We start from the raw sequence: 25,865 nt of genomic DNA, 5'->3' as shown, positions 1-25,865 counted from the left end.
ACGAAAGGTAAGGTTTTTTTATTTACCTAAAAAGTTTAATCGTTTAAACTTTCGGGTGATGGAGGTATGGAAACTAAAATGAATATACATGATGTAGCCAAAAAGTCGGGACTCTCTGTAGTGACCGTATCCAGGGTGCTTAACAATTTACCATCTGTACGGGAAGCTAATAGACAGAAAGTGCTGAAAGCTATGGAGGAATTGAATTATCAGCCCAATTCAGCAGCGCGGAGTCTTGTGAGGGGCAAAACGGGAGTCATCGGGATGTCGATTACCAACTTTAACGACTCTTTCTATGACCGGGTTATTCGCGTGGTGAACCGGAAGCTGGCGTCGCAAGGGTATTTTTTAGCTCTGTCGATCGCCGAGAATGAGGATGAAGGCGATAATTTCCTGTTTCAGAAGGATCGCGTTGATGGAATTATCCTGTTGTCCCCACTTGAAGAAAAGGCATATGTAGAGGAACTGAAAAGAAAAAATATTCCGTTTGTATTGCTGGATAACCAGTTTCAGCATGAGGATGTGCCTAGCGTCGTGGTCGATAACTATCAAGGCGGGTATGAGGCTACAAAACACTTGATCGATCTTGGGCACACTCAAATTGCCTATATTGGCGGCCCTTCGGTATTTCTAAGTGTAGCGGAGCGTAAGCGCGGTTATGTCCAAGCGCTCGAGGATGCCGGGTTAACGCCATTCGGAACGGAATACTGCAGTTTTACAGTAAGCGGCGGCTATGAGGTGGCCAAGAGATGGATCCGCGAGGATAAGCTGCCGACAGCTTTTTTTTCCGGGGACGATTTTATTGCTCTTGGAATGGTTCAGGCTCTCCGGGAAGAGGGAATTCGAGTACCCCACGATATCTCAATTGTTGGATTTGATGATCAGCAGTTCGTAGGTGAATTTTACCCGCGGTTGACGACGGTCAGACAACCTGAGGCACAAATGGGCAATATAGGCGTTGATTTACTACTAAAAATGATCAATGGGGAGGTGATGCCGCCCGCTGTAACGAAGCTCGCTCCGCAGCTACTCATTCGTGAATCCACCGCATCTGTTAGATTACCTTGAATTTTAGGAGTGAAATCATCCGTGAAGTATTTTTTGGGAGTTGATGCAGGAGGCAGTAAAACCCACGCAATGATTGCAGATGAACAAGGGAAGGTCATCGGAGTTGGCAAGGGTGGGATCGGAAATCATCAAATAAACCGTGAGCAGGCGGTGAACAGTTTACAGCAGGCTATATCGGAAGCAATTATGGCGTCAGGGCTGACCAAGGATCAGCTGGATTACTCCTGGTTCGGCTTAGCGGGAGCGGACAGAGAGGCTGATTTCCGGATTTTGCGACCGATTATCAGCAGCTTTGATCTTCCCCAAACTGAGATTTCCTGCGATACCTGGATTGCCTTGCGGTCAGGTACAGAGAAGAACTACGGGATCGTGCTGATTTGCGGATCGGGCGTGAACTGTAGTGGCAAAAATCCGTTGGGTGCTACATTCCAATGTGGTGGATTCGGCTACCGGTTCGGGGATTATGGCGGTGGCTATGATTTAAGTATTGAGGTATTCCGTAGCGTCCTTCGGGCGGATGAGGGTAGAGAGAAGGAGACGGTCCTAACCGAACGTTTAACGCAATTGTTAGGCTATTCCAATGTGTCGGAATTAAGAGAGGATTACCTGGATCATTTCAGAGACCTGCCTCCCCATATTGCTGAACTATTGTTTCAAGCGGCAGAGGAAGGGGATCAGGTTGCCACCGAGCTGCTGGTTAAGCAAGGGGATGAGCTGGGTTTGGCCGCGACATCGGCTATCCATCGATTGGGCATGGAGGAGGACTTCTTCGACATCGTACTTGCAGGCAGCCTGCTGACAAAGGGAGACCGCTCAGGCATCATCCGGCGGGCCATTGAGAGAAGAGTGAAGTTGTCAGCTCCGAATGGCACTTTAAGGATTTTGACCCGGGAGCCGGTTGTAGGATCGGTCGTTCTGGCTATGGAAAGCAGTGGTATGCGTGTAGATCAGAAGGTTCTAGATAATCTATCACAGGGGAAAGTACCGAACACAATAGGCTAGTTTTTATAAGACCAAAATGAAAAAGATGAAGGAAGGGTCTATCATGGAGGAAACATTGAAGCTGGTTGTCATCGGAGCGGGATCATCGTATACGCCTGAGCTTATTGAAGGCATCATCCTGCATCACCAAGAGCTTCCCATCCGCGAAGTATGGCTGGTGGATATTGCGGAGGGAAGGGAGAAGCTGCATACGATTGCAGAACTGAGCAAACGCATGATTGCTGAGTCCGGACTGCCGATTACCGTGGTCCAGACGCTTGAGCGCAGGGAGGCCATTGCCGGAGCGGACTTTGTATGTACGCAAATCCGGGTAGGCATGCTGGAAGCGCGCAAATGGGACGAATTAATTCCGCTTCAATACAATGTCATCGGCCAGGAGACGACAGGACCCGGAGGGATGATGAAAGGCCTACGGACCATTCCGGTCATTCTGGATATTTGCAAAGACATGGAGGAGCTGGCTCCGGATGCCTGGTTGCTGAATTTTACGAATCCGGCCGGTATGGTGACTGAAGCTGTTCACAAATACTCATCGGTAAAAAGCGTAGGCCTGTGCAACTCGCCGATCGGTTTTCAAAAGTGGCTCTCCGAGTTCTTCGGGCTTCCTATGGAGAAGATCTACGCGGAGTTTGTCGGCATCAACCATCTGCACTGGGTATCCGATATCGTGATTGACGGTAAAAGCAAGCTGCAGGAGCTCATTGATTACCCTCAGAGTTACAAGGCGAGCAATGTGCCGTTTGATTCCTGGGACCACCGGTTTCTGAATGCTTTGAAAGCGATTCCCTCTTATTACCTGAGCTATTACTATATGACGGACGCGATGCTTGCGGAACAGAAGGAAGCAGCAGCAACGACTGGATCGCGCGCTGAGGTAGTGAAGAAGGTGGAGGAAGAGCTGTTTGAACTGTACCGGAACGTAGAGCTGAAGGAAAAGCCCAAGCAGTTGGAACAGCGCGGCGGAGCCTACTACTCGGAGGCGGCAGTGCTGCTGATGCGCTCCATTTATAATGATTCCCGCGATATCCAGACGTTGAATGTAAGAAATAACGGAATGATTGATTTCTTGCCGGACGATGCCTCCATTGAGGTGAACTGTATGGTAACCAAGCAAGGCCCGCTGCCGATTCCGCTGCGCATAATTCCTCAGTCCGTAAAAGGCTTGCTGGCCGCGGTCAAGCAATACGAGAGCCTCACCATCGAGGCGGCTGTGCACGGAGACCGGGATATAGCCCTGCAGGCTATGGTTCATCATCCGCTCGTGCCTTCGGTCACCGTAGCTGAACAACTGCTGGATGAAATGCTGGAGAAGAACAAATCGTTGTTGCCGTTGTTTCACTAGAATCGTCCAGAGGAGGAAAAGCGGATGAACACGGCCGAGAAACCGCGTAGATGGAAGAAATTTATCAGTCAATTGGATTTGCAGTCCATGGTTTGGCCGGGAATTATCTTTGTATTCATTTTTAGCTACATTCCGATGTATGGCGTTGTTATGGCATTCCAGCAATACGATATTTTTGGCGGCATTATGAAGAGCCCCTGGGTTGGATTTATGCATTTCAGAATGTTCTTCGAGGCGCCGGAGTTCTGGAATGTGATGCGAAATACCCTTGTGATCAGCTTGCTTAAATTGATTATCTCTTTTCCTGCCCCGATTCTTCTTGCGCTGATGCTGAATGAAATCGGGAATATGGGCTTTAAACGCATTATCCAGACCGTCAGCTATTTACCTTATTTCCTGTCCTGGGTTATTGTATCCGGTTTTGTATTTTCGCTGTTATCCGTTGATAACGGAACGGTGAACTATGTGCTGGAGCGATTCAATCTGGTAGGGGAACCAGTTAACTTCCTGGCGTTACCCAAATACTTCTGGTCGATTCTAGTAAGCGTAAATGTATGGAAAGAGGTCGGATTCGGGAGCATTGTCTACCTGGCCGCGATTGCAGGCATTGATCCAACCCTATATGAGGCCGCTTCTATAGATGGAGCAAGCCGGTTTAAGCAAATTCACTTGATTACTCTCCCCAGCATTACCCCCATAATCATCATCTTTATGATTCTTGCCATCGGCAGTCTGCTCAGTGCGGGCTTCGAGGACATTTTGCTGCTGGCAACCAATCCAATTCTGCGACCCTACTCCGATGTTATCGACACCTATGTGTACCGTGTTGGGATTTTAAATGCCAGATTCTCTTATGCGACAGCGGTAGGGCTATTCAAGGCGGTGATCAGTGTCATTCTGCTAGTGACGGCCAACAAAATCGCTCGCCGGGCAGATGTTAGTCTCTGGTAGTACTACTACTCATAGCGAATGCTTCCGATGCTCCATAAACCTTTTAGGAGGGGTGAACAATGAGACTAAGCCTAGGCGACAAAATCATGCAGCGGAGTATTTATATCCTTTTGACACTGCTGGCGTTACTCATGCTATACCCGTTTTGGAATGCGCTGGTCATTTCCTTTAATCTGGGGAGCGATACGGCGCTCGGTGGTGTAACCTTGTTACCGAGAGCTTTTACTCTGGAAAATTATTATATTGTCTTTCAGGATCAACGCCTGCTGAATTCTTTTCTGATCACCATTCTTAGAACGTTATGCGGCACGGCATTGTCTGTCTTTTTCACGGCACTGTTAGCCTACGGAATGTCCAAGAAGACATTGCTTTTTCGAAAACAATATATGGTGTTCTTCATGATTACGATGTTCTTCAGTGGAGGGCTCATCCCTAGTTATTTACTAGTTCGCTCTTTGGGTATGCTGGACACCTTTTGGGTGCTGATTATCCCCGGCATCATCAGTGTCTGGAACATGATTGTCATCCGCACCTTCTTCCACGCTCTGCCGGAGGGGTTAGAGGAATCGGCCAAAATCGACGGCAGCAGCAACTACGGCATTTTTTTCCGAATCGTCATTCCCGTCTCCGGCCCGGTGCTGGCCACGATTGCCTTATTCACCGCAGTAGGTTACTGGAATGACTGGTTTACGGGAGCGATCTATATTACAAAGGATCACTTGCTTCCTATACAGACCCTGCTGCGCCAGATTATGAACTCCAACATCATGACCCAAATTGGCTCATCGAATGCTATTGCGCTGGATCATATGAACCGGAATCGGACGATTACCACGAAGTCACTGACTATGGCTACGATGATGATCGCTACCATTCCAATTATCCTGACGTATCCTTTTCTCCAAAAGTACTTTGTTAAGGGCGTAATGATCGGTTCGATGAAAGAATAGCAGTCACCATATTATGTAGAAAGAAGGGAAAAGATGCGCAATCGTATGAAATGGGTATCTCTTTTGCTGACTTCGCTGGTGCTTCTTCTCGCTGCCTGTAGCGGAGGAGGAAATTCTAACACTTCACCAAACACAAGCGAGAAAAATCTGAATGCCGAGACCCCCATAGATGACGGCAGCGGGATCAAGCCTGTCACCTTCAGCTTCTATGGAAACTATGACTGGCTTACGACATCACCATGGGGGGATAATGAGGCGACAAAATGGATTCAGGAGAACCGTAAGGTTTCTGTTGAACCGATACAATCCGGAGGAGCGGCCGGAGAAAAGCTCAACACGATGATCGTCGGCGGTGATTTACCGGATGTCATTTTTACTGACCGGGGATCCTCAGTGGAACGGCTGGTGCAGGCAGGACAACTCGTTGCGCTGGATGATTACTATGAGAAGTATCCGAACTTCAAGAAATATGTGAAGGAATCCACCCTGAATTTGCTCCGTTCAGAAGACGGGAAAATCTATCAAATTCCGAACTGGTATACATCCGGGCAATTCGGCAACGGCGGATGGATGGTGAATAAAGATATTTATAACGAACTCGGCAGACCTGCGCTGGAGACCTTCGATGATCTGTATCAATATTTGCTTAAGGTGCAAGAAAAGTATCCGGATGTAGTACCTCTGGAGGTTGGGGAGAAGGGGGCAGGTCTGGAAATTATGTATGGTGGTTTTAAGGAAAACTCCACTAGTAAGTTCATTTCACTCATGGGATATCCGGATGGCGACAAGCTGTCATCTATCTTGGACGATCCCGCTTACGAGGAGATGGTGTTGTATATTAATAAGCTGTATCGTGAACGGCTGATTACGCAGGATGCTCTGCAGCAAACCCAGGATGCGGTCAAAGAAAAGGTCAATACCAACCGGGTAGCAGTCATGGTCGAATCCAATATCACTACGTATGGAGCCGAGGGACACCGGGCATTGACAGCGAATAATCCGGACAGCGGTTATGAGATTATATGGCCGATTCATAAAGCCGGACTAGACAAAACACAAGTGTTTGTAAGCGGCTTTGAGACGCTGGGTTGGAACGTTAATGTCATTACGAAAAAGGCCAAGGATCCAGAGGCCATCTTCGCTTATTTTGACTGGATTACGGGTCCGGAGGGACAGAAGGTGCTTTTCTTCGGTCCTAAAGGCTTGTACTGGGATGAAGAGGATGCGGACGGAGCGCCAATCCCGAACGAGAAATACAAGACGACTGCTGCTAACGAACGCACGGAAACGATGCGGAAATTCGAGGACTTTAACTGGGCGGGAAATACAACCTTTATTGATACGGCGAAAATGAGCCTCGAGGCGCTGCTTTCCGCGAACCAGAAATCCTGGGAGACCGTGGCGCAGTCCACGGTGACCTGGAAAACCGCGTTGGATATCACGGAGTTTGTAAATACCGATCCGATTCCGGATACGGAGATCGGCATCATCGCACAGAATATCGGGGATATTTATACCCTTGCTTACGCCCAGATGGTTCAGGCGAAGTCGGATGAAGCGGTGCTGTCGGCGCTGGAGACAGCTAAAAAGAACACCGAAAAAGCGGGGCTGGCTAAGCTGCTTGAATTCAGAACCGAAAAATGGCAGGAAAATGTTAAGAAAATCAACGCGACGAAATAAGACTATTTATAAAATCTTATACTAGTGGAGGCGAGATTATGGCATTTGCGTTGAGATCGAGGTTTATAGCACTGTTAAGCATCGTGTTGGTTTCTTCGATAGCCGGTGGTTCCGTTCCTGTTATGGCCGAGGAGGAGAGTAACCCCCCTTTCGAAACGGAAGTTATTGTACGGACCGTAAACCAGTTTAAGAACATGACGGATGTCCAGAATTTCATCGCGCTGTCTACAAGCTATGGCGTCGATGTTATTAGCATGAACGTGAAGCAGGATGAAGATGATGAGGTTCCGTCTGGAAGTGTATTTTATCAGAGTGATATCGCACCAATTGCCCAAGGCTACCAGAATTTCGACGCCCTGCAGGCTGTCATTACCGCAGCCCATGCTGCAGGAATCAAGGTTCATGCCTGGATTCCACAGTTCCATGATCAGCAGGCCTTCCTGGAGCACGATGAATGGCAGATGCAGGCGCTGGTTGACGGGGTTCAGACTCCGTTTACAGGTTCTAACGGCAACGAATACTTCGTCAATCCAATTCACCATGAAGTGCAGCAGTATGAGCGTTCCATCATTCAGGAAGTGATTGAGAATTATGATGTGGATGGCGTTGTGCTGGATTGGATTCGCTTCGACAATTACAACATGGACGTCAGTAATTATACAGTTGCGAAGTATCAGGCGCAGTTCGGGTATTCACCGCTCAGCATTGACTTCGAGACAGATTCGCCTCAGCGTGAGCAGTGGAATGAATGGAGGACCGATCAAATCGGACAGTATGTGGGCGATATTCGTCAGGATATCACCCAGTCCTCGAAGCCGGATGTGCAGCTCGGCGTGTATATTTTGCCGCCAGAATTCATTGAAGTTGGGCAGAATGTGGCGAAATTCAAGGATGATATCGACTTTGTTGCACCAATGGCGTACTTTGATGACTGGGAGTTCAACAGTGACTGGGTATACAGCACTTCTTACGGAATCCTGAAGGATACGAGCGACCGGATTAGCGGCAGTGACGTGGAAATTGTTGCGACGCTGGATAATGACTGGACAGATGATCAATATCAGGAGATTTACAAGGGAATCCGCGAGAATTATCCAGGTGTGAAGCGTCTGTCGTTCTTTGCTTACGGGGCCTGGCCAGAAGATGAGCTGGCCAATATCAAAGAACGTGAAACCTGGCCTACGCCGGGCTGGACGCCTCCGGTAGAACAAGACTATCCGGCTCAATTACCAACAGGATGGAAGGCGCGGAATATCGGTTCCATGCCGGGGAACGTTACCTACAATTCTTCCAATAAGCAATTTACACTCAGCAGCAGCTCTACGGATATTTGGGGAAATGGAGATCAACTGAATTATATATACCAATCCGTGCGAGGCAATGCGGAGATTATTGTTAAAGTGCAGTCCACTAGCCGATTGGACGGCTGGGCCAAGGCCGGCATTATGATTCGGGAGTCGCTGGGTCATAATTCGAAGCATGCAGATATGATGCTTACCCCCGAAAATGGGGCAACCTTCCAGTATCGTGCAGAGACTGCCGGCAATATGGTTGATCAGACTGCGGCTGCCTCGGCTCCAAGATGGCTAAAGCTGACCCGAAGTGGAAATACCTTCAAAGGGGCTATTTCGAGTAACGGGAATAACTGGCAAACGGTCGGAACTGTTCAGATTCCGATGAACCGCAAGGTGTATATTGGCATAGCACTTAGCAATCCCGGGGATGACTCGAGGAATAAGGCTGTGTTTGGAAATGTGAAGATTACGGATTAAGCTTAATACAAGGGTACCGGTTCTTCTTTATCCGGGGGAGTTTTCGTTTATCAGGTTAACCAGAAATATCTGGTTAACCTTTTTTATTTCGGTATAAGGTGATGGTGGGGGATATATCCAATTGAAATCTGAAATGAATTTAAAGCTGCTAAATCCGGTGGTATATTTAATGCAGCTAATTCTATAATATAGCTAATTCTATAATGCAGTTTAGCTTATTAATAATAGTCTTTGAGAATAACTTATACAGAATAGGAGAGATCCGATGAGCGAGCGTATACCCTGCCAAACCTCAGGCTGCAAGGGAAGCATACTTCCTGCAACTGCTTTAAAGACAGGTGGAATCTGCATGCCCTGTCATCAGAGGAAGCTTGCGCTGGAGCAAAAGGCTTATATTGAACAAAATCGAAAAGACATTGATTTGTACGTAGGTGTGAATGATCCGGTTGAAATTCTTAAAATCATGCACAAACCGCGGAGATGGAGCCCGCTTGAATACGAAATCCCCTATCACAAAACCGCGCAGGAGTTGTATCGTCAACTGACTGAAAGCGAAAGGGAACGATTGGAAACCTACGCCATTGAATTGATGGAAGAAGATGATTTTGACCAGGCTGAGGATATTTTACTGTCGCTTATATGTTTTTCAAGTGCTTGCATTGAACGGGGGCTGGAGGTTTTTTTTCACAAAGGGAAGTATTATCCCGGTATTCTCTATAAAGAAGCGGGTCAGGAGATCCGTGATAAGATCATTCATCAGTTAGAGCATGACTCGGAAAACCGTAATCATTTGATGCTTGCAATGGCCTGGATTGGCGATGAAGAGGTTGTTCGGCAGTTCGAGACATGGCGGCAGCATCCGCCTCGATGGACATCGGAGTTAAATGTGGCTCCGGAAACCTATGCTCACGAAGCAGGATGGGAATTAGATCCCGACGGTGGGAAAAGGCTGCTTTTTTACCCCGAGAGTTATCATTTTGAAGTAAACAGGGACGGAAAAAATGGGATGGATCGGGATCATACGGCGGTAGTGGCGCTGCAGGAGGGTGAGCATTCCTGCCCTTGGTGTGGCGGTAAGTTGACAGTGCTGTTTGATTACGATTTGCAGAATCCACTGGTTCAATTTATGAAGCTTTCCGGCCAGCGGTTAAGGATTGCAGCTTGCATGCATTGTAATTGTTATGGCACCGTGTTTATGAAAGCGGAGCTGGATGGCCAATATTCGTGGAGTGAAAATAATACCGTTCCTGATTTTTTGCCTGCAAATGAAGACAGGGAAGAAATAGCATGGCATGCCATGCAGCTATCGGAACGGCAGATGGGAACCTATGAAAATTCATATTGGATGCTTGAGGCGCCTGCGTCGCAGATTGGAGGACATCCGGCTTGGATTCAGGATGCGGAATATCCTGTGTGCCCTTGCTGTTCGACGACGATGAAGTTTATTGCCCAAATGGACATGGAACAGGCCGAGGACAGCGAGGGGATTTATTATGCATTTTTGTGTGAGGGTTGCCTGCAGGTAGCTGTGAATTACCAGCAGACGTAAATCAACTTATTTCTGGTTAGCGTAGATAGGAACTTCAGACTTAAAAGAGAAAAATGCTGCCTTAGACAACTAAGGACGGCATTTTTTTATTTTGTATAAACATGATAATCAAAGTACCTTGACTGTCACAGTAGTATGATATACAATGTGATTATGAGGTGATGAAATGAGTGAGAACAAAATCACATCCGATCTGCTGCGAGGACATACCGATACGATGGTATTACGGCTCTTGTCCGAAGCCGATCGTTATGGATATGAAATCGTCAAATTAATTGCTGAGCGTTCCGGAGGCGAATATGAATTAAAAGAAGCTACGATGTACTCCAGCGTCCGGCGGCTTGAGGCAGACGGTGACATTGAATGGTATTGGGGGGATGAGTCTCAGGGGGGACGACGGAAGTATTTTCGGATTACCGAGAAGGGGAAAGCTGTTTACGCCAATAACAAGACTAATTGGGAGTACGCAAAGCGTGTGCTTGAAAACTTATTATAAGGAGACTTGATAATATGAATGAGAAATTAAACATGTATTTAAATGGCGTATTCGCACCCTATGACGGGATAAAAAGCGTTGCTGAATTAAAGAGTGACCTCCTTTCCGATTTGCAGGAGCGGTTCAGTGAACTCAAGGCTGAAGGCAAGGATGATGAAACGGCGTTTAAGATGACGATAGACAGCATCGGCGACATTGAACAGACGGTGCAGGAGGTTGCCAATCTCTCCCGTTCACTGGAGCGGCAGGTGGTGACGAGCTTTAGGGCAAGCAACTTATCGAAGAGCGATTTTGCAGGTGTTACCGCCCATAAAGGGGATTTTAAAGTGAGCGCGTTGCGGGGTTCGGATTTTACAGGCGCTGACTTGACTGGCAGTTCTTTCGCGGGCAGTGACGTAGGCGAGGCCAAGTTCGACAGCGCTAATCTGACCGACTGCAATCTGTCCGGCATTGAACTGGCAAATGCGAGCTTTCACAAATCTATTCTTGTTCGCACCAACTTTAGCTCATCATCATTGGTAGGGGCGAAATTTATCAGTGCAAGACTGACCGACGTCAAGCTGTGTACGACTGATCTCACGAAAACAATCTTTGAGAACTGTATCTTTGACGGTGTGGAATTTAAAACCTCTGATCTGCGGGGATTATGTTTTGACGGCCAGACCTTTATCGGGGTCAAGTTTGAAAAGTCGGCGCTGAACGATATTTCGTTTAGAGGTGCGACGTTAAAAAATGTGTCATTCCTCTCCGGGTTTTCGTTATCCAAGAAGTTTTATCGTGCAATTAAAACGATCAACTTTGACGGTGCAATGATGGATAAGTTGACCTTCGCTGCGCTCAAAGGCATGGAAGCTGATTTGACAAAGGTTACAGTCCTATAAGCCTGAGCTTCCGAAGTGAGTTTTGCGGGGAAAATTCCATGAAGATATGCTAACAAAACCTTGGGGAGGGAATGCAATGAACAAGTCCATTAAAGTGGTTGGGTTAGAAAAGTCCTACAGACAGCTTCAAGTTTTAAAGGGGGTGGATTTTGAAGTGCAGCAGGGCAGCGTTTTTGCTCTGCTGGGCTCCAATGGTGCAGGCAAGACCACCATTGTCAAAATCCTCACCACTTTGCTGAATCAAGATGGCGGGACTGCTGCAGTGAACGGATTTGATGTCGCCACAAAGCCTGATTATGTACGCCAGTCCATCAGCCTGACGGGTCAATTTGCCGCCGTGGATGAGATTCTGACCGGCCGGGAAAATCTGATCATGATTGCGAGGCTCCGCCATGAGAAGCATCCGCGTCAAGTTGCGGACGATCTGCTGGAACGCTTCACTTTGACCGATGCCGCGGATCGCAAGGTATCCACTTATTCAGGCGGGATGCGCCGGAGATTAGATCTCGCGATGAGTCTTGTTGGGCAACCGCAGATTATTTTCCTCGACGAACCAACCACTGGACTTGATCCTGAGGCAAGGATTGATGTATGGAAGATGGTTAAGGAGCTTGCCGATGGGGGTACGACTGTCTTTTTGACGACGCAGTATTTGGAAGAAGCAGAGCAGCTTGCTGATCAAATCGCCATTCTACATGAAGGTAGAATCATTGCGAGCGGTACACTCGAAGAACTAAAAAAGCGTTTCCCGCCCGCAAAAGTTGAGTACATTGAAAAGCAGCCGACGCTGGAGGAAATATTCCTCGCAATCATCGGCAAAAAGGAGGGAAAGTAAATGGAAATGATTAAGAAGCACTTTTTCAGTGACATGAGTGTAATGCTCGGACGTTCTATGCGCCATATTCTCCGCAGTATGGATACCATCATCACGGTAACTATCATGCCAATTGCATTTATGCTGTTGTTTGTTTACGTGTTCGGTGGCGCCATCCAGACGGGTACGGATAACTATGTGAATTATTTATTGCCCGGGATCATACTGATCGCTATTGCAAGTGGTGTAACTTATACGGCTTACCGCCTGTTTAACGATGTGCAAAAAGGGATTTTTCAGAGATTCCATTCTATGCCGATTGCACGTTCTACCATGCTGTGGGGGCATGTGCTGACCTCCCTGATATCCAATGCGATTTCAGTTAGCGTCATCATTCTTGTTGCATTGATTATGGGTTTTCGTTCATCGGCAGGAGTGCTCTCATGGCTGGCGGTTGCCGGCATCCTCATATTGTTTACGCTGGCTCTAACTTGGGTCGCAGCAATTGCTGGACTATCCGCAAAATCGGTGGACGGCGCGACTGCTTTTTCCTATCCGATTATTTTCCTTCCTTTCATCAGCTCGGCCTTTGTGCCTACCGAATCGATGCCGCCAGTCGTTCGCGCCTTTGCTGAAAACCAGCCCGTTACATCTATAGTAGAGGCGGTTCGCTCCCTCCTGATGGGGCAGCCTGTCGGCAATGATATTTGGGGAGCCATCATATGGTGCATAGCCATTCTAGTAGTTGCTTATTTATTAGCGATGCGGGTATACAAACATAAAGTAGTTTAATTTCCAGATAACGTTATAGGGTTAGAAGCGACTTGTCTGCGGATGGGTTGCTTTTTTTCATCTCTCTACGTATCACTAAGCCGTATCCCTTTTTCTTTCACAAACTTCTCCAGAACCTTGAAATCCTCAGTAACTTTTTTAAAAGGTAAGGCTTCCAGTACCTGATTCCGGTAATCCTTTTTGGCGGCAATGGACAGGCGGGAATCGAGTATGCTGAGTACACCAAGGTCAGTTTCACTGCGGATCAGGCGCCCGGTTCCTTGTCTTAACCGAAGCAGCATGTCCGGTACAAAAACCTCTTTCAAGGGATTCTTTGCCATCGAAGTCTTATATTCATAGACAGGATCGGCAGGAACAGGGAAAGGCAGACGGAAAATGATTAACTGCGACAAATCGGAACCTTCGATATTCACACCTTCCCAGAATACACCGGTGCTAAGTAGAACGCCTTTACTGCCCCGAAAATCAGCGATCACCCCGTCCTGGGACGAGCCTTCCCTTTGAACATGTAATGCCCATGCAAGCTTCTCAGAGTTTAATTTCTTATGAATATACTTCATATCCTCTTTAGCTGAAAAAAGAACCAATGTCCGCCCGTCTGTTAAATTACAGAGCCTCATCATTTCCTTGTATGCCGCTTCAAGATAATCTTCCCGCCGCTGATGGTTATAGTAGGGGATGTCCTTGGCAATATACAGCATGGTGTGGTTGTCATAATCAAACGGTGAAGCTTGGCGCTCCATATAATCTCCCCTGTAACCGAGGGACTCGGTGAGATAAGCGTATTGTTCCTCCAGCGTTTCTCCGCTTTGACACATGGTTGCTGACGTTAAAATAACAGAGGTTTTCCCGTTAAATAAGGTATATTTCAGAAACTGGCTTATCCCTTTAGGGCAGATACTAAGGGTACTCTCCCGCTGGGTATTGCTTACCCAGATCAGATAGTTATCCTCTACTCCGGCGAGTACATCAAAGAGGTCGATAAGTCCGTTCATGGCTTCGAAAATATTGTCAATCTCCCGCTCATGCCGTGAAGTTAAGACGGAAAGGCTGAGATTAAAATCTTTTAAAACCTGTGCCGCTCGTTTTAAGGGGAGTCCTGTGATCTGCGATATTTTTATACGGTCATTATCCTGCTTGGCTGTTTGCAGTAAGTCTGCCTCTACTTGTTTAAAAATATGGCCAACGCATCTTTTTATAAATTTAAATTGCGGCATAAGCTCCGTATCGGCAGTTTGCTTGAAGAGAATCTGTAAGGCGTCATCCAGAATACGGCAGGTTCCCCGGTATGTAAATTCGACCGTTCTTGCATCTCTAACCTTTGCTTCCAGATTATGAGCTTCATCAATTACGATCAGAGCCGGCCGTTCGGTGATTAACCCCTTTGTTCCTTCCTTTTTCTTGATTAAATCACGGATGAGCAGGTCCTGGTTTACGATAATAAAATCCATGTCGCTCGCGTTGGCATTAATTTTAGCTCTCATCTCATAAAACGTACATGTACTTTTATAATGGCAACGTTCAAATTTGCAATCATTCACACAAACGTTAGACCATACTGCATCACTAACCCCGCCCTTAATATCTGCCCGCTCATCAATTTCATAATTCACAATCTGCTGGGCAAGCGCAGACAGAGGGGTGTTTGAATCCTCCGCTTGGAACAGATCTGCTGCCCTATACCGGCAAGCATACTGCCCCATGCCTTTTCCAACCACCGAACGTACCCTTGTAAATCCGAGCCGACTTCCGATGAATCTCAGATCTTTATGTATTTGTTCTGAAAGTTGTATGGAGGATGTCGCAATAATAACCGGTTGTCTTGAGATTTGGTTAATAAGCAGGCTGGGAATGAGGTAGGCAAAGGACTTGCCGATGCCGACTCCAGCTTCAATCATCGCGTTATGGCCATTAATATAGGCATCAGCGATATCTAGAGACATATCCTGCTGGCCGATCCGCTCTTTAAGTCCAATCCTGGAAAATTTATCATACATGCGAAAGATAGCATTGACTAAAGAGGGCTCGATGTCCTTCTTTAGCTCCTGCTTCTGTAATTTATAGAGATCACTTAACCAGCTAATGACGACCGCCCCTTTTCAAAATCAATGATCTTCCTAATTATAGTTTTTTTGGTGAGGTTGTAATTATCTTCGATGCTACTCTAACAGTCAAGTGTCAGAATATAATATAGTATTAAAACAAAGTGAATTACTGTGTTTTTGAAGCAGGAAAATATACACATATCTTGAATACAAACTACAAAGAAGGAGGATGAAAATGTCATACAAAGAAAATGAATTGCGTTCGTCATTAACCTTAGCAGTTCCAATCATTTTAAACAGGCATTATCATTCTATGACTATGAAAAACATCGAATTCTCCTGGTTTGTAGAGGCGCATAAGGAATTGTTAGATTCATCATTCAGTACGATATTAATGAGTATGGTAGAAGCCTTGTTTTTTGATTCTTTTGGTTACGATCAATACCTAAACCTGCTAGAAAAAGAGGGGGCTGAGCAAGGGGTTTATACTGCAGAAATATTCGGTGATCATTTTGATATTTTACTTGATATGAGCAAGGATTTGAATTTAACCGCTCAGAATATTATGTTTAAGATCATTGAAGAGTTTGTAGATGATTCCGCGATCCGATTGTTTTTTTATAATCGTTTAATGGAATGCAACTGGACCCGTTTTACTGGCTTTGCACAAGGTTATTTGTCTAATAAAAATCAACAGATTGACAATCTACATGAACAAAAAATTGCTGTTATGGGACAAATGGCAGCAGGAATGGCGCATGAAATAAGAAATCCGCTAGCTTCGATTAAAGGTTTTGCTCAGCTTGTAAATATCAGGCTAAATGAGCCGGAGATCAAAGCGGATGAATTGCGTGCATATCTGGATATCACTATCAAAGAGATTGATGCTCTGAATGGATTAGTAACGGACTTTCTAATACTGGCTCGGAAAGGTGACAGTACAAAAAATAACGGCGTAGTATTTAACGTTATGGAGGTTATACATAGAGTTAATAACATTGTGAATCAACTCATACTTAGTGATGATATTATACTTTCAGTAGAGTGCTCATTAGAAAAAGTACTAACGTTTGGAAGCGCCTCTCAGCTAGAGCAGGTAATTCTTAATATTTTGAAAAATAGTATCGATTCCTTCACAGCTTTTAGAGGCAGAATAGATATTTCTGTTACCACAGCTGCTGAGACAAACGAAATTATTCTACTCTTTAAAGACAATGGAGAAGGAATTCCACAGGATAAATTAAAACGGATATTTGACCCTTTCTTTACTACCAAGCAAAAAGGGACAGGGATTGGATTATCGATTTGTAAACAATTAATTGAAATGTATGGGGGGCATATTAAGGTAGATTCAGAGGTTCAGGTTGGAACTAGCGTGATGGTTATTTTGCCTTGGGTTTATGATTATCATATTTGAGATGCTGCTGCATCTAAGGAATGAAGGAGCGACTTGCCAATTGGGAAGTTGCTTTTTTTGTTATAGTTCTATAAAAAATTAGGATGTGCGTAAGATCACAAAGCAATTATTGGATACGTTTATACTCAATATATCAATTAAATTTGAAATATAAATTACATAAGCAATTGGAGGCTACTGGCATGGATCAATTTACTTTTACAGATATGAAAAAAATAAAGAGAAAAAATTTAGGTAATGTCGTACCTTTAGAGCTATTCAGAACGATCAGACTTATTGGTTTATATCAAGCGTTACCCATGAATGGTAAGGGTACAACGTTGACTATAGGAAGAAAAATTGGGGAAGAATTTGGTGTTGCCTCGGTTAATGAACTATTCGAGTTATTCGAAGAATTGAAGATAGGGATCCCTATAATAACCCATGAAGATGACAAGGGGATGACAATTGCAGTGCACGATTGTTTCTGCGAAGGGTTACCTATTATGGAAGGGAAAATGGTTTGTGACCTGGAGGGGGCCATTATCGAAGGAGCACTTACTAAAATTCGTGGAAAGCGGGTTTCCGTCCGGGAAATAAAATGTAATGTTAATGGGGATGAATATTGCGAATATATCATCAAATATTAAATTCATATATAAAAGCGAGTAAGCGACCTTTCGATTTTAAAAGGTCGTTTTTTTATGAAGAAATTGTGATGGAATTAACATTCATTTAACATGGCTCTTATGCTGAAATGATATAACAGTTACAAATAGGTGAAAAGGTGGCTGTTAGATGAAACTTAGCAAAGAGGAAAAATCATGGATTTTATATGACTGTGGGAATTCAGCCTATTCGATGGCGGTTACAACTGCATTATTGCCTATTGTATTTGGCATGTTTTCAAATGTTAACAGCAGCATGGATTTAGGGTACTTTAACTCCATTGCTAGTATTCTTGTGGCTATCCTTAGTCCGATTTTAGGCACGATCGCAGATTACAAAGATAAGAAAAAGCGCTTTTTCTTATTTTTCTCTTTGATCGGTGTGCTGGCTACGGCTTCGTTGGCATTCGTTGCACCTGCGAGCGGGCAGTGGCAGTTATTGATTGGGTTTTACATCCTGTCTGTCATAGGTTTTGCCGGAGCCAATATTTTTTATGACTCTTTTCTTGTGGATATAACCACTGATGAAAGGATGGATAAGCTATCCACAAAAGGTTTTGCCTATGGATATATCGCCAGCGTCATTCCATTTGGCATCAGCCTACTATTGATTCTGTTTATGGGGATGGATAAGTCGATCGGTTATCAGATTGGGTTTATCATTACTGCTCTTTGGTGGGGGCTGTTGACCATACCCATGATCAGAGATGTGAAGCAGAGATATTACATTGAGCCTGAACCAAGACCTGTAATCAACAGTTTCAAAAGACTGGGAGACACCTTTAGGAATGTTAGACAGCATAAAGTTGTATTTGTTTTCTTGATTGCGTACTTTCTTTATATTGATGGGGTAGATACGATTATTAAAATGGTGGTTCCCTATGCCACATCGGTTCTGGGTGCGGATGCTTTTGACACCTTCACCTTACTGGGGATATTATTAGTTATCCAGATCATCGCTTTTCCTTGTGCAATCCTGTATGGTAATCTCGCCAAAAAATACTCCGCCAGGACTTTGATAATCGTGGGAATTGTTACATATATCATTTCCTGCATCGCGGCTTTTTTTATCACTTCAGTGTGGCATATATTTATTTTAGGTGCGCTAATTGGTTCCGCTCAGGGAGGCATTCAGGCGCTCAGCAGGTCTTATTATGCGAAGATCATTCCAAAGGAGAATTCCAATGAATTCTTTGGTTTTTACAATATTTTTGGTAAGTTCGCGGCCATTGTTGGTCCTGCTGTAATGTCTTTAACAACAACAATAACAGGTAATGCTAAGTTTAGTATTTTAGCGATTATCCCACTTTTTATTATTGGATTATTCGTATTTATAACTTTACCTAAAGAGCAGCCTGAACATGACGAACCTAAGGGGCTTATTCTATGAAGTCAATTAAAGCACAAACGGCTATGGCCAAGCATTTAATCGTCATCTCTTACGATGCCTTTTCAGAAGACCACTGGGCATTGGCCAGCCGGCTTCCAAACTTAAGTAAATTAATTAAAAACGGAGCTCATAGCCATAAATTGAAAAGTGTGTATCCGACACTCACATATGTAGTGCACACCACCATAGCAACCGGTGTATATCCGGATAAGCATGGCATCCACCACAACAATCCGTTTCAGCCCTTTATTAAGGAAGAGGAGCAAAATTGGTTCTGGTTTAGAAATGCGATCAAGGTGCCAACGATTTACGATGTTGCGCGCGAGCATAAGATGAGCACAGCCGGAATCCTATGGCCAGTATCGGGTAAATCCTCCATCCAATACAATATACCTGAAATCAGAGCCATCAAAAACGAAAATCAGGCACTGAAGATATTAAAAAGCGGAAGCCCCTTATACTGCGTGGATATGGAGCTGAAATATGGCCGGATCCGCAAGGGGATTGAGCAGCCTTATCTGGATGACTTCACGACCAAATGTGCTATAGACACGATTAAGCGCAAAAAACCTAATCTTCTAATGATGCATCTGATCGATCTGGATGATGCTAAACATGCTTATGGAACTGACAGTGACGAAGTGAAGCAGGTAATCACACGTATGGATAATAGGATAGGCGATATTATGCAGGCAGTGGATGAAGCGGGGATGAAGGATGATACGATTTTTTTGATTTTGGGGGACCATGGCCAGTTTAATGTTAGGTACAGAGTGCATTTGAACAACCTTTTGCAGGAAAAGGGCCTGATCTATGAAGAGAACGGCGAAATGAAGTGGAGAGCTTACTTTCAGTGTGGGGGTGGAGCGGCTTACTTGCATATCCGGCAGGGCGATGAAGAAGCTGAGCAAATAGCATTAGCTGTTATTGGAGATAATATGAGAGATGAATCTTCAGGTATAGAGAAATTGTATGCTAGAGATGAACTGGATTATTTTCATGTGGGCCAAACCACAAAGTATATGCTTGAGGCTAAGAGAGGTTATTGTTTCGACGAAAGTATGGATGAACCAACGATTGTTGATTTGGACAAACAAGGCGTTAAATTTGCCACGCATGGCTATTCTCCTGATAAAGACGGCTATAGATGCAACTTGGTTGTCTCTGGGGAAAAGATTAGAAATGGGCATCCTATAGGGGACATCGAAATGGTAGATATAGCCCCCACGATGGCAAAGATTTTAGGGATTGATTTTAATCCAGGTGACGGAAGACCTTTAGAGGAAATTTTTATGGACTAAATTAAGCAATGTGAAACGGAGAAATTCAATGATTGAAACGCGAAAACAGAAATCAAATAAACTCAAGATATTCTCAAAAGTATTCATGATTATTATTGGGGCGCTAATAGCTGCCTATGGTCTAGAATCGGTATTGATACCCAACAATGTCTCAGATGGAGGTGTCACAGGTCTAAGCATCGTTGGCTCTGAACTGTTTGGCTTACCGCTAGGGCTGCTAATTGGCATAATTAATATCCCTTTTGTGTGGCTAGGATATAAGCAAATTGGTAAAAGCTTTGCTCTTTATTCCGTTATCGGTATTGCTTCACTGGCTATTGGCACTAGTCTTATGCATCATGTACCGACGATTATAGAAGGTGATACCTTATTAATTACCGTTGTTGGCGGGATTATTATCGGTTTTGGTATGGGTTTAGCCTTACGTAATGGTGGAGCATTAGATGGGATAGATATGTTAGCTGTCTTACTTTCACGAAAATTACCTTTTGGGACCAGTGATTTAATCTTATTTCTAAACATGTTTGTCTTTATTGTTGTTTCAACAGTATTTGGCCTACAAGGAGCTATTCTATCAGCGCTTGCTTATTTTATTGCTTCTAAGGTCATTCATATTATTGAAGAAGGTTTGAGTGGCTCTAAAACGTTTAAAATCATCACTATTCAACCGGAAATCATGGTCGAGACTATTCGTGACCGATTGGGTCGTGGAGCAACTTATACAGATGCTTATGGCGGCTACTCAAATGAACAATTCAAAGAAATCACTTGTGTCATTAACCGTCTGGAAGAAAGTAAAATAAAAGATATTATTCGTGAAATTGACCCTAATGCCTTTGTAGTAGTCTACGATGTTGCAGAAGTTAAGGGCGGCAGTTTCAAAAAGAAAAATATTCACTAATGACTATAAATCGCGTTGGAGAGAAGCTAATTATGCTCTTGCCAGCGCGTTTTTTGTTTTCTTTGAAGGAGAGGAAAGGCTTGGTATAGATTTAATATAATTAAAGTCGGAATACCTACTTTAACAACATGCTTATACAATAGAATTAATAAGGTTGGAGAGGGGACATGGATATGGATGCTGTTCATAAAGACAAGATTTTAATCAAAAATGAAAAGCTTATTAGCATGGTCATTGAACGGGCTAAGAGAGATTTTTCTGATGATATTGCAATTATAGGGCTTACAGGTTCTTTTAGTACTGGGGATTTTCATGAAAAAAGCGATCTTGATCTAATCATAATTAATAACACAGAGCAAGGCTGGGGGATATCTTCGTGTTTTATTTTGGATGATATTGGATACGATCTATATTGTACGCCATGGGAAACAAGGATAGAAGATCAAGCCAATCTTGAGAGTCCAATGATTTCATGTCTGGTGGATTTACAGGTATTATACTGTGCAGAACCCGAATATTTGGAAAAGCTAAATTTATATAAACAGAGAGCACTCGATGCTCTGGCAATGCCTATAGGGAGAGAATGTATCAGTAGAGCGAAAAAGTGTATAGACATAGCAAAACAGGAATATGCGAATACATTACTTTGTGAAGATATAGGAGCAGTAAGGTATGCTTCAAGCCAAGTTTTATACAATTTGTTAAATGCGCTAACTCATTTGAACAATACTTATTTCAAACGGGGAATTAAGAGATATTTAGAGGAAATAGCTACGTACTGTTATGTTCCTGATGATTTTGAAAAGACATATATGGCTGTGATAGAGGCGAAGACTATCGATGGAATCAGAAGTGCAGCATATAAGGCACTTAAAAACATCAATGATTTATATAATAAAATGTATAAGGCTTTTGTAGTACAGCCTGTCCCAAGCTATGATAATCTTGGCGGAACTTATGAGGAATTATGGTGCAACTACCGCAATAAGATTATAGCAAGTGTAGAATCGGGTGATAGATCGTATGCGTATCTTGCAGGAATGGGCATACAAGGTTTTCTTGATGAAATGACAGAATGGAAGGGAACTAAAAAGTTTGATATCATGCAGTATTTTGATTCTGACCATCTTCAAGTCTTTAAAAATGAGTTTCTGAAGGTCATGGATGAATATCTGGAGGAATACAACAAGGTAGGCAGGAAAGTCGAACGATACAATACTTTCGAGCAATTATATAACCAATATATGAAGGTATAGAAAATAGCCCACTACCAATCTTTGGATTGGAGTGAGCTTTTTTATATTTGACAAGAAAACTTGGCGTATTATAATAATGATGACAAGAAAACTTGTCATCATCTTTTCACTTTGAAAGGAGAAATTTTTATGAAAAAGGAAGAAATATTAGAAAAAAGCAGAAATGAAAAAGGAGACGAAGGAAAAGAATTTGTATTTGCTAAAGGCAGAAAAAGCGGATTCATTGGAATGTTGATTGTATTTTGCATTCTGAGTGTCTTCAGTTTATATAATCATAGTCAGGAAACAAATCTTGCATTAAAAGCCTTGATAGCCATGTTTTTTGGATATTTGAGCTGTGAAGGTCTTGGGATGTATTCTGTAACTAAGAAAAAGATGCATTTACTCAATTTCATTTTAGGATTAATTATAAGTGTTTCGTTTTTGTTTATTTACTTTTATGGGATGAGTGATTAGTATGAGTGAACCTTTGGTTTTAAAAAATAAACTGCGCGAAGCAAGAACAGAACAAAAATTATCGCAAGCACAATTGGCAGAAATGGTGGGTGTCTCAAGAAATACTATAAGCTCGATTGAAACCGGACAGTTTAACCCTACTGCAAAATTAGCTTTGATTTTATGTATTGCGTTGGATAAAAAATTCGAAGAATTATTTTATTTTGATTAAAATCAAAAGAAGCTTTTCTGGGTTTAACTCTAGATGTCAAAAAAACAGCGATACTCCATCATTGGAGATCGCTGTTTTGTCTTTTCAGTCGATTATAGCTTACTCAGGAATTTACAGGGTTCTGTTCAACAGATTTGGGTGTAAAAGCTCTTCGAACAACCTTCGTTAATTCCATTAGGATGAGGGAGCCAAGGGCTAAGCCTGCTGCAATCAGCCACTCTGACATTCCAAAGGAAGCCGGAATCGAGAAGATTTCTCTAACCCCTGGCAGAAGAGCAATGCCGTAAAAGGCAAAGCAGACCAGAACGGCTCCGATGACGTATTTGTTGCTGAAAAGGCCAGCTTCAATAGCAGTTTGACTATTCGAACGGGCGGCAAAGGTCTGCAATGTACGAGACAAGATCAGGGTTGTGAATGCCATAGCTACGCCCATATCAGGCGAATCCTGAAGTCCGATATACAGGGATATGATAACAGCTATACCTATGAGTAGACCACGGGTGACAATGGCCTGCATCATTCCTCCTGCGAATATTCCTTCTTTGAGCTCTCTTGGTTTTCTGTTCATCACATTAGGTTCAGGTTTTTCCATCCCAAGAGCTATGGCGGGCAGAGAATCATTCGCCAGATTGATGAATAGAAGCTGAATCGCTGTGAAAGGATTAATCCAGTTGAAAATAAGGGCAAAGAGGATGGCGATAATTGCACCCAGGTTACCTGAGAACAAATAGGCGATCGCTTTTTTAATATTGTCAAATACCGTTCTGCCCACAGATACAGCATTGACAATAGATACAAAATTATCATCGGTCAAAATCATGGCAGCCGCATCTTTGGCAACATCGGTTCCACTGCCCATGGCAACTCCGATATCTGCTTGCTTCAAAGCAGGCGCGTCATTTACACCATCACCGGTCATGGCTGTTATTTTGCCTTTCCGCTGCCACGCGCGGACAATTCTGATCTTGTTCTCCGGAGAGACACGGGCGTAGACACCGATCTGTTCAAGTTTTTGATCAAGTTCCTCATCAGACATGGCATCGAGTTCTTGGCCGGTTACGGCAATTTCATTCTCAGTCATCAGGCCGATATCGCGGCCGATCGCTTGTGCGGTTGTCTTATGATCACCGGTAATCATGATGGTTCGGATTCCAGCCTTCTGAGACTCTGCGATCGCGCCGTAGACAGCTTCCCGAGGTGGATCAATCATAGCAGTCAAACCTACGAGCACCAGATGTTGTTCATCCTCCAATCCGACTTCAGTAACCGTATTTGGTACGGTTTTGTAGGCATAGGCAAGTACACGGAGTGCTCTGCTGGAGAACTCCTCATTGGCTTCGAAGAAGCGTTCAAGAACTTCTGGTGCCATCGGCACTTCTTTTCCACTTAACAGTACATGCGAGCATAGACCAAAGAGCACATCGGGTCCACCTTTAGTAATTATTGCTTTTTGTCCGTTAAAAGTATGCAAGGTCGTCATCAGCTTGCGATCCGAGTCAAAAGGTAGCTCGGCTTCGCGCGGGAAATTATCGCGTATTTCCTTATAATCTTTATTCTTGCTGTTACTGAAGGCAATAAGTGCTACCTCTGTAGGATCACCCAGCTCTTTACCATCCTCATTAATGTTAGAGTCGTTACAGAGCACGGCAATATGCAGGAGCCGCCGGGCTTCTTCAGACCATTCTTCAGGCGCTTGGTTGAATTGATCACGCTCCCCTTCTGGTAGAAAGAAATCTACAACAGTCATTTTATTCTGGGTGAGGGTACCGGTTTTATCTGTACAGATAACACTGGTTGACCCAAGGGCTTCGACAGCGGGTAGCTTACGAATAATCGCATGTTGCTTAGCCATCTTGTTAGTACCTACGGATAGGACAATAGTTACTATTGAGGAAAGAGCTTCGGGAATCGCAGCAACCGCCACAGCGACTGCAAACATTAATGCATTCAGGATAGCTTCTGTTGTATCGACAGTATCATTCGACAACCAAACACGTCCGGCCTGGATGGCAAAGATAACAATGGACAGGAGAATAATTGCTACCCCCAGCTGCTTGCTGAATGTTTCGAGCTTTCGCTGCAGCGGCGTTTGCTTAGCTTCGGCGCTTTCAATGAGTTCAGCAATTTTTCCGATTTCGGTAGTGAGTGCAGTTCCCGTTACTACTAGGCTTCCGCGGCCATATACAACTAGTGAACCGCTGAACGCCATATTACGCCGGTCTCCAAGCGGAGATTCTTTCGCGATGATATTTGTATGCTTTTCCACAGCTTCGGATTCTCCGGTTAGCATACCCTCATTTATTTTTAAGCTTTCCGATTCTATAATCCGGCCATCGGCGGGTACAAAATCGCCGGCTTCCAGCCATACGATATCACCGCGTACAAGTTCCCTTGCCGGGACGGTTTGTAATGCTCCATCACGCAGCACTTTGGCCTCGGGTGCTGACATCTGCTGCAAGGCATCAAGTGAACTCTCCGCTTTACGGGTCTGGATGACACTTATAACTGCATTGAGAATCAAGACGAGGAAAATAATAAGCGACTCCATAACTTGTCCCATAACAATCTGGACAATGGCCGCTATAAGCAGTACGACTACCATAGGGTCTTTGAAGTTTTCAAGAAAAAGCTTCCAAACAGGATCTTTTTTCTTTCCTTTTAATTCGTTAAAACCATAATCTTTCAGACGTTTGTCGACTTCTGCCGAAGTAAGCCCGTTAGCTGAACTCTGAACATCCTGTAAACTGTCGGATACATTGTTGCGGTAATATTCCACTAAGGATAGCTCCTCTCTGCTGTGCTGTGTCTTTGTTCTTAAAAATTACGGTTCAAGCCGGGACAAGTTTCAAAATATCGAGCTACTTAAACTGTTTTTATATTATAAATGTGTCTTTTGAGCTTGAAATTGGACTGAGCATTGAGCTTGACGTATAGTATTAATACT

General features: G+C 44.1%; 22 protein-coding genes. 20 read left to right on the top strand and 2 right to left on the bottom strand.

The annotated features are described in order from the left end of the window. Window positions 1-66: 66 nt before the first annotated feature. The 12 genes from MHH60_RS05490 (at window position 67) to MHH60_RS05435 (ending at window position 13,297) form a co-directional block, all read left to right on the top strand. On the top strand, window positions 67-1,068 hold the full coding sequence (locus MHH60_RS05490; RefSeq protein ID WP_076137981.1) for a LacI family DNA-binding transcriptional regulator: 1,002 nt from the start codon (window positions 67-69) through the stop codon (window positions 1,066-1,068). 21 nt (window positions 1,069-1,089) lie between these two features. Next, a complete protein-coding gene (locus MHH60_RS05485; RefSeq protein ID WP_076137982.1) occupies window positions 1,090-2,070 on the top strand; it encodes an N-acetylglucosamine kinase in 981 nt (326 codons plus the stop codon). A 43-nt stretch (window positions 2,071-2,113) separates the two neighbouring features. Next, entirely contained in the window at window positions 2,114-3,412 is a 1,299-nt protein-coding gene (locus MHH60_RS05480) for a 6-phospho-beta-glucosidase (RefSeq protein ID WP_076137984.1), read from the top strand. A 24-nt stretch (window positions 3,413-3,436) separates the two neighbouring features. Then, on the top strand, window positions 3,437-4,363 hold the full coding sequence (locus MHH60_RS05475) for an ABC transporter permease (protein WP_036675807.1): 927 nt from the start codon (window positions 3,437-3,439) through the stop codon (window positions 4,361-4,363). Between the two features lie 59 nt (window positions 4,364-4,422). Continuing rightward, window positions 4,423-5,313: a carbohydrate ABC transporter permease gene (locus MHH60_RS05470; RefSeq protein ID WP_076098900.1), complete on the top strand. Its 891-nt coding sequence runs from the start codon at window positions 4,423-4,425 to the stop codon at window positions 5,311-5,313. Between the two features lie 33 nt (window positions 5,314-5,346). Continuing rightward, a complete protein-coding gene (locus MHH60_RS05465; RefSeq protein WP_076137985.1) occupies window positions 5,347-6,993 on the top strand; it encodes an extracellular solute-binding protein in 1,647 nt (548 codons plus the stop codon). A gap of 38 nt (window positions 6,994-7,031) precedes the next feature. Further along, window positions 7,032-8,765 (top strand): family 10 glycosylhydrolase, encoded by a 1,734-nt coding sequence (locus tag MHH60_RS05460; protein WP_076137987.1) that lies wholly within the window; start codon window positions 7,032-7,034, stop codon window positions 8,763-8,765. A gap of 265 nt (window positions 8,766-9,030) precedes the next feature. After that, on the top strand, window positions 9,031-10,314 hold the full coding sequence (locus MHH60_RS05455) for a hypothetical protein (RefSeq protein ID WP_076137989.1): 1,284 nt from the start codon (window positions 9,031-9,033) through the stop codon (window positions 10,312-10,314). A 166-nt stretch (window positions 10,315-10,480) separates the two neighbouring features. After that, the gene (locus tag MHH60_RS05450) at window positions 10,481-10,810 is read left to right on the top strand and encodes a PadR family transcriptional regulator (protein WP_036675798.1); all 330 of its coding nucleotides are present in this window, start codon (window positions 10,481-10,483) and stop codon (window positions 10,808-10,810) included. A 14-nt stretch (window positions 10,811-10,824) separates the two neighbouring features. Further along, window positions 10,825-11,691 (top strand): pentapeptide repeat-containing protein, encoded by an 867-nt coding sequence (locus MHH60_RS05445; protein WP_076137990.1) that lies wholly within the window; start codon window positions 10,825-10,827, stop codon window positions 11,689-11,691. A gap of 76 nt (window positions 11,692-11,767) precedes the next feature. After that, the gene (locus tag MHH60_RS05440; RefSeq protein WP_076137992.1) at window positions 11,768-12,526 is read left to right on the top strand and encodes an ABC transporter ATP-binding protein; all 759 of its coding nucleotides are present in this window, start codon (window positions 11,768-11,770) and stop codon (window positions 12,524-12,526) included. Continuing rightward, window positions 12,527-13,297, top strand: coding sequence for an ABC transporter permease (locus MHH60_RS05435; RefSeq protein WP_076137994.1), 771 nt, complete (start codon window positions 12,527-12,529; stop codon window positions 13,295-13,297). 65 nt (window positions 13,298-13,362) lie between these two features. Here MHH60_RS05435 and MHH60_RS05430 read toward each other — a convergent pair whose 3' ends face one another. Continuing rightward, entirely contained in the window at window positions 13,363-15,294 is a 1,932-nt protein-coding gene (locus tag MHH60_RS05430) for an ATP-dependent DNA helicase (RefSeq protein ID WP_256715219.1), read from the bottom strand. A 283-nt stretch (window positions 15,295-15,577) separates the two neighbouring features. Between MHH60_RS05430 and MHH60_RS05425 the strand changes: the two genes are divergently transcribed. The 8 genes from MHH60_RS05425 (at window position 15,578) to MHH60_RS05390 (ending at window position 22,921) form a co-directional block, all read left to right on the top strand. Beyond that, window positions 15,578-16,759 (top strand): sensor histidine kinase, encoded by a 1,182-nt coding sequence (locus MHH60_RS05425; RefSeq protein WP_076137998.1) that lies wholly within the window; start codon window positions 15,578-15,580, stop codon window positions 16,757-16,759. Window positions 16,760-16,941: 182 nt separating this feature from the next. Continuing rightward, window positions 16,942-17,388, top strand: coding sequence for a V4R domain-containing protein (locus MHH60_RS05420; RefSeq protein ID WP_076138000.1), 447 nt, complete (start codon window positions 16,942-16,944; stop codon window positions 17,386-17,388). A gap of 148 nt (window positions 17,389-17,536) precedes the next feature. Next, a complete protein-coding gene (locus MHH60_RS05415) occupies window positions 17,537-18,796 on the top strand; it encodes an MFS transporter (RefSeq protein ID WP_076138002.1) in 1,260 nt (419 codons plus the stop codon). Then, on the top strand, window positions 18,793-20,097 hold the full coding sequence (locus MHH60_RS05410) for an alkaline phosphatase family protein (protein ID WP_076138004.1): 1,305 nt from the start codon (window positions 18,793-18,795) through the stop codon (window positions 20,095-20,097). The genes MHH60_RS05415 and MHH60_RS05410 overlap by 4 nt, the downstream gene beginning before the upstream one ends. Window positions 20,098-20,125: 28 nt before the next feature. Further along, a complete protein-coding gene (locus MHH60_RS05405; RefSeq protein WP_036675789.1) occupies window positions 20,126-20,998 on the top strand; it encodes a YitT family protein in 873 nt (290 codons plus the stop codon). Window positions 20,999-21,165: 167 nt separating this feature from the next. Further along, on the top strand, window positions 21,166-22,254 hold the full coding sequence (locus MHH60_RS05400) for a nucleotidyltransferase domain-containing protein (protein ID WP_256715220.1): 1,089 nt from the start codon (window positions 21,166-21,168) through the stop codon (window positions 22,252-22,254). Between the two features lie 129 nt (window positions 22,255-22,383). Further along, window positions 22,384-22,710: a DUF6442 family protein gene (locus tag MHH60_RS05395; RefSeq protein ID WP_036675787.1), complete on the top strand. Its 327-nt coding sequence runs from the start codon at window positions 22,384-22,386 to the stop codon at window positions 22,708-22,710. A gap of 1 nt (window position 22,711) precedes the next feature. Continuing rightward, window positions 22,712-22,921, top strand: a complete 210-nt coding sequence (locus MHH60_RS05390) for a helix-turn-helix transcriptional regulator (protein WP_036675786.1) — start codon at window positions 22,712-22,714, stop codon at window positions 22,919-22,921. Window positions 22,922-23,024: 103 nt separating this feature from the next. On the opposite strand, the gene MHH60_RS05385 is transcribed toward MHH60_RS05390, so the two are convergent. Continuing rightward, complete coding sequence (locus MHH60_RS05385; protein ID WP_076138005.1) at window positions 23,025-25,697, bottom strand: cation-translocating P-type ATPase; 2,673 nt, start codon at window positions 25,695-25,697, stop codon at window positions 23,025-23,027. Window positions 25,698-25,865 lie beyond the last annotated feature (168 nt).

The organism is Paenibacillus sp. FSL H7-0716 (assembly GCF_038002705.1).
Lineage (GTDB): Bacteria > Bacillota > Bacilli > Paenibacillales > Paenibacillaceae > Paenibacillus_AQ > Paenibacillus_AQ odorifer.
Note: the sequence above shows the minus strand (reverse complement) of the source record. Positions and strands in the feature narration are given on the sequence as shown.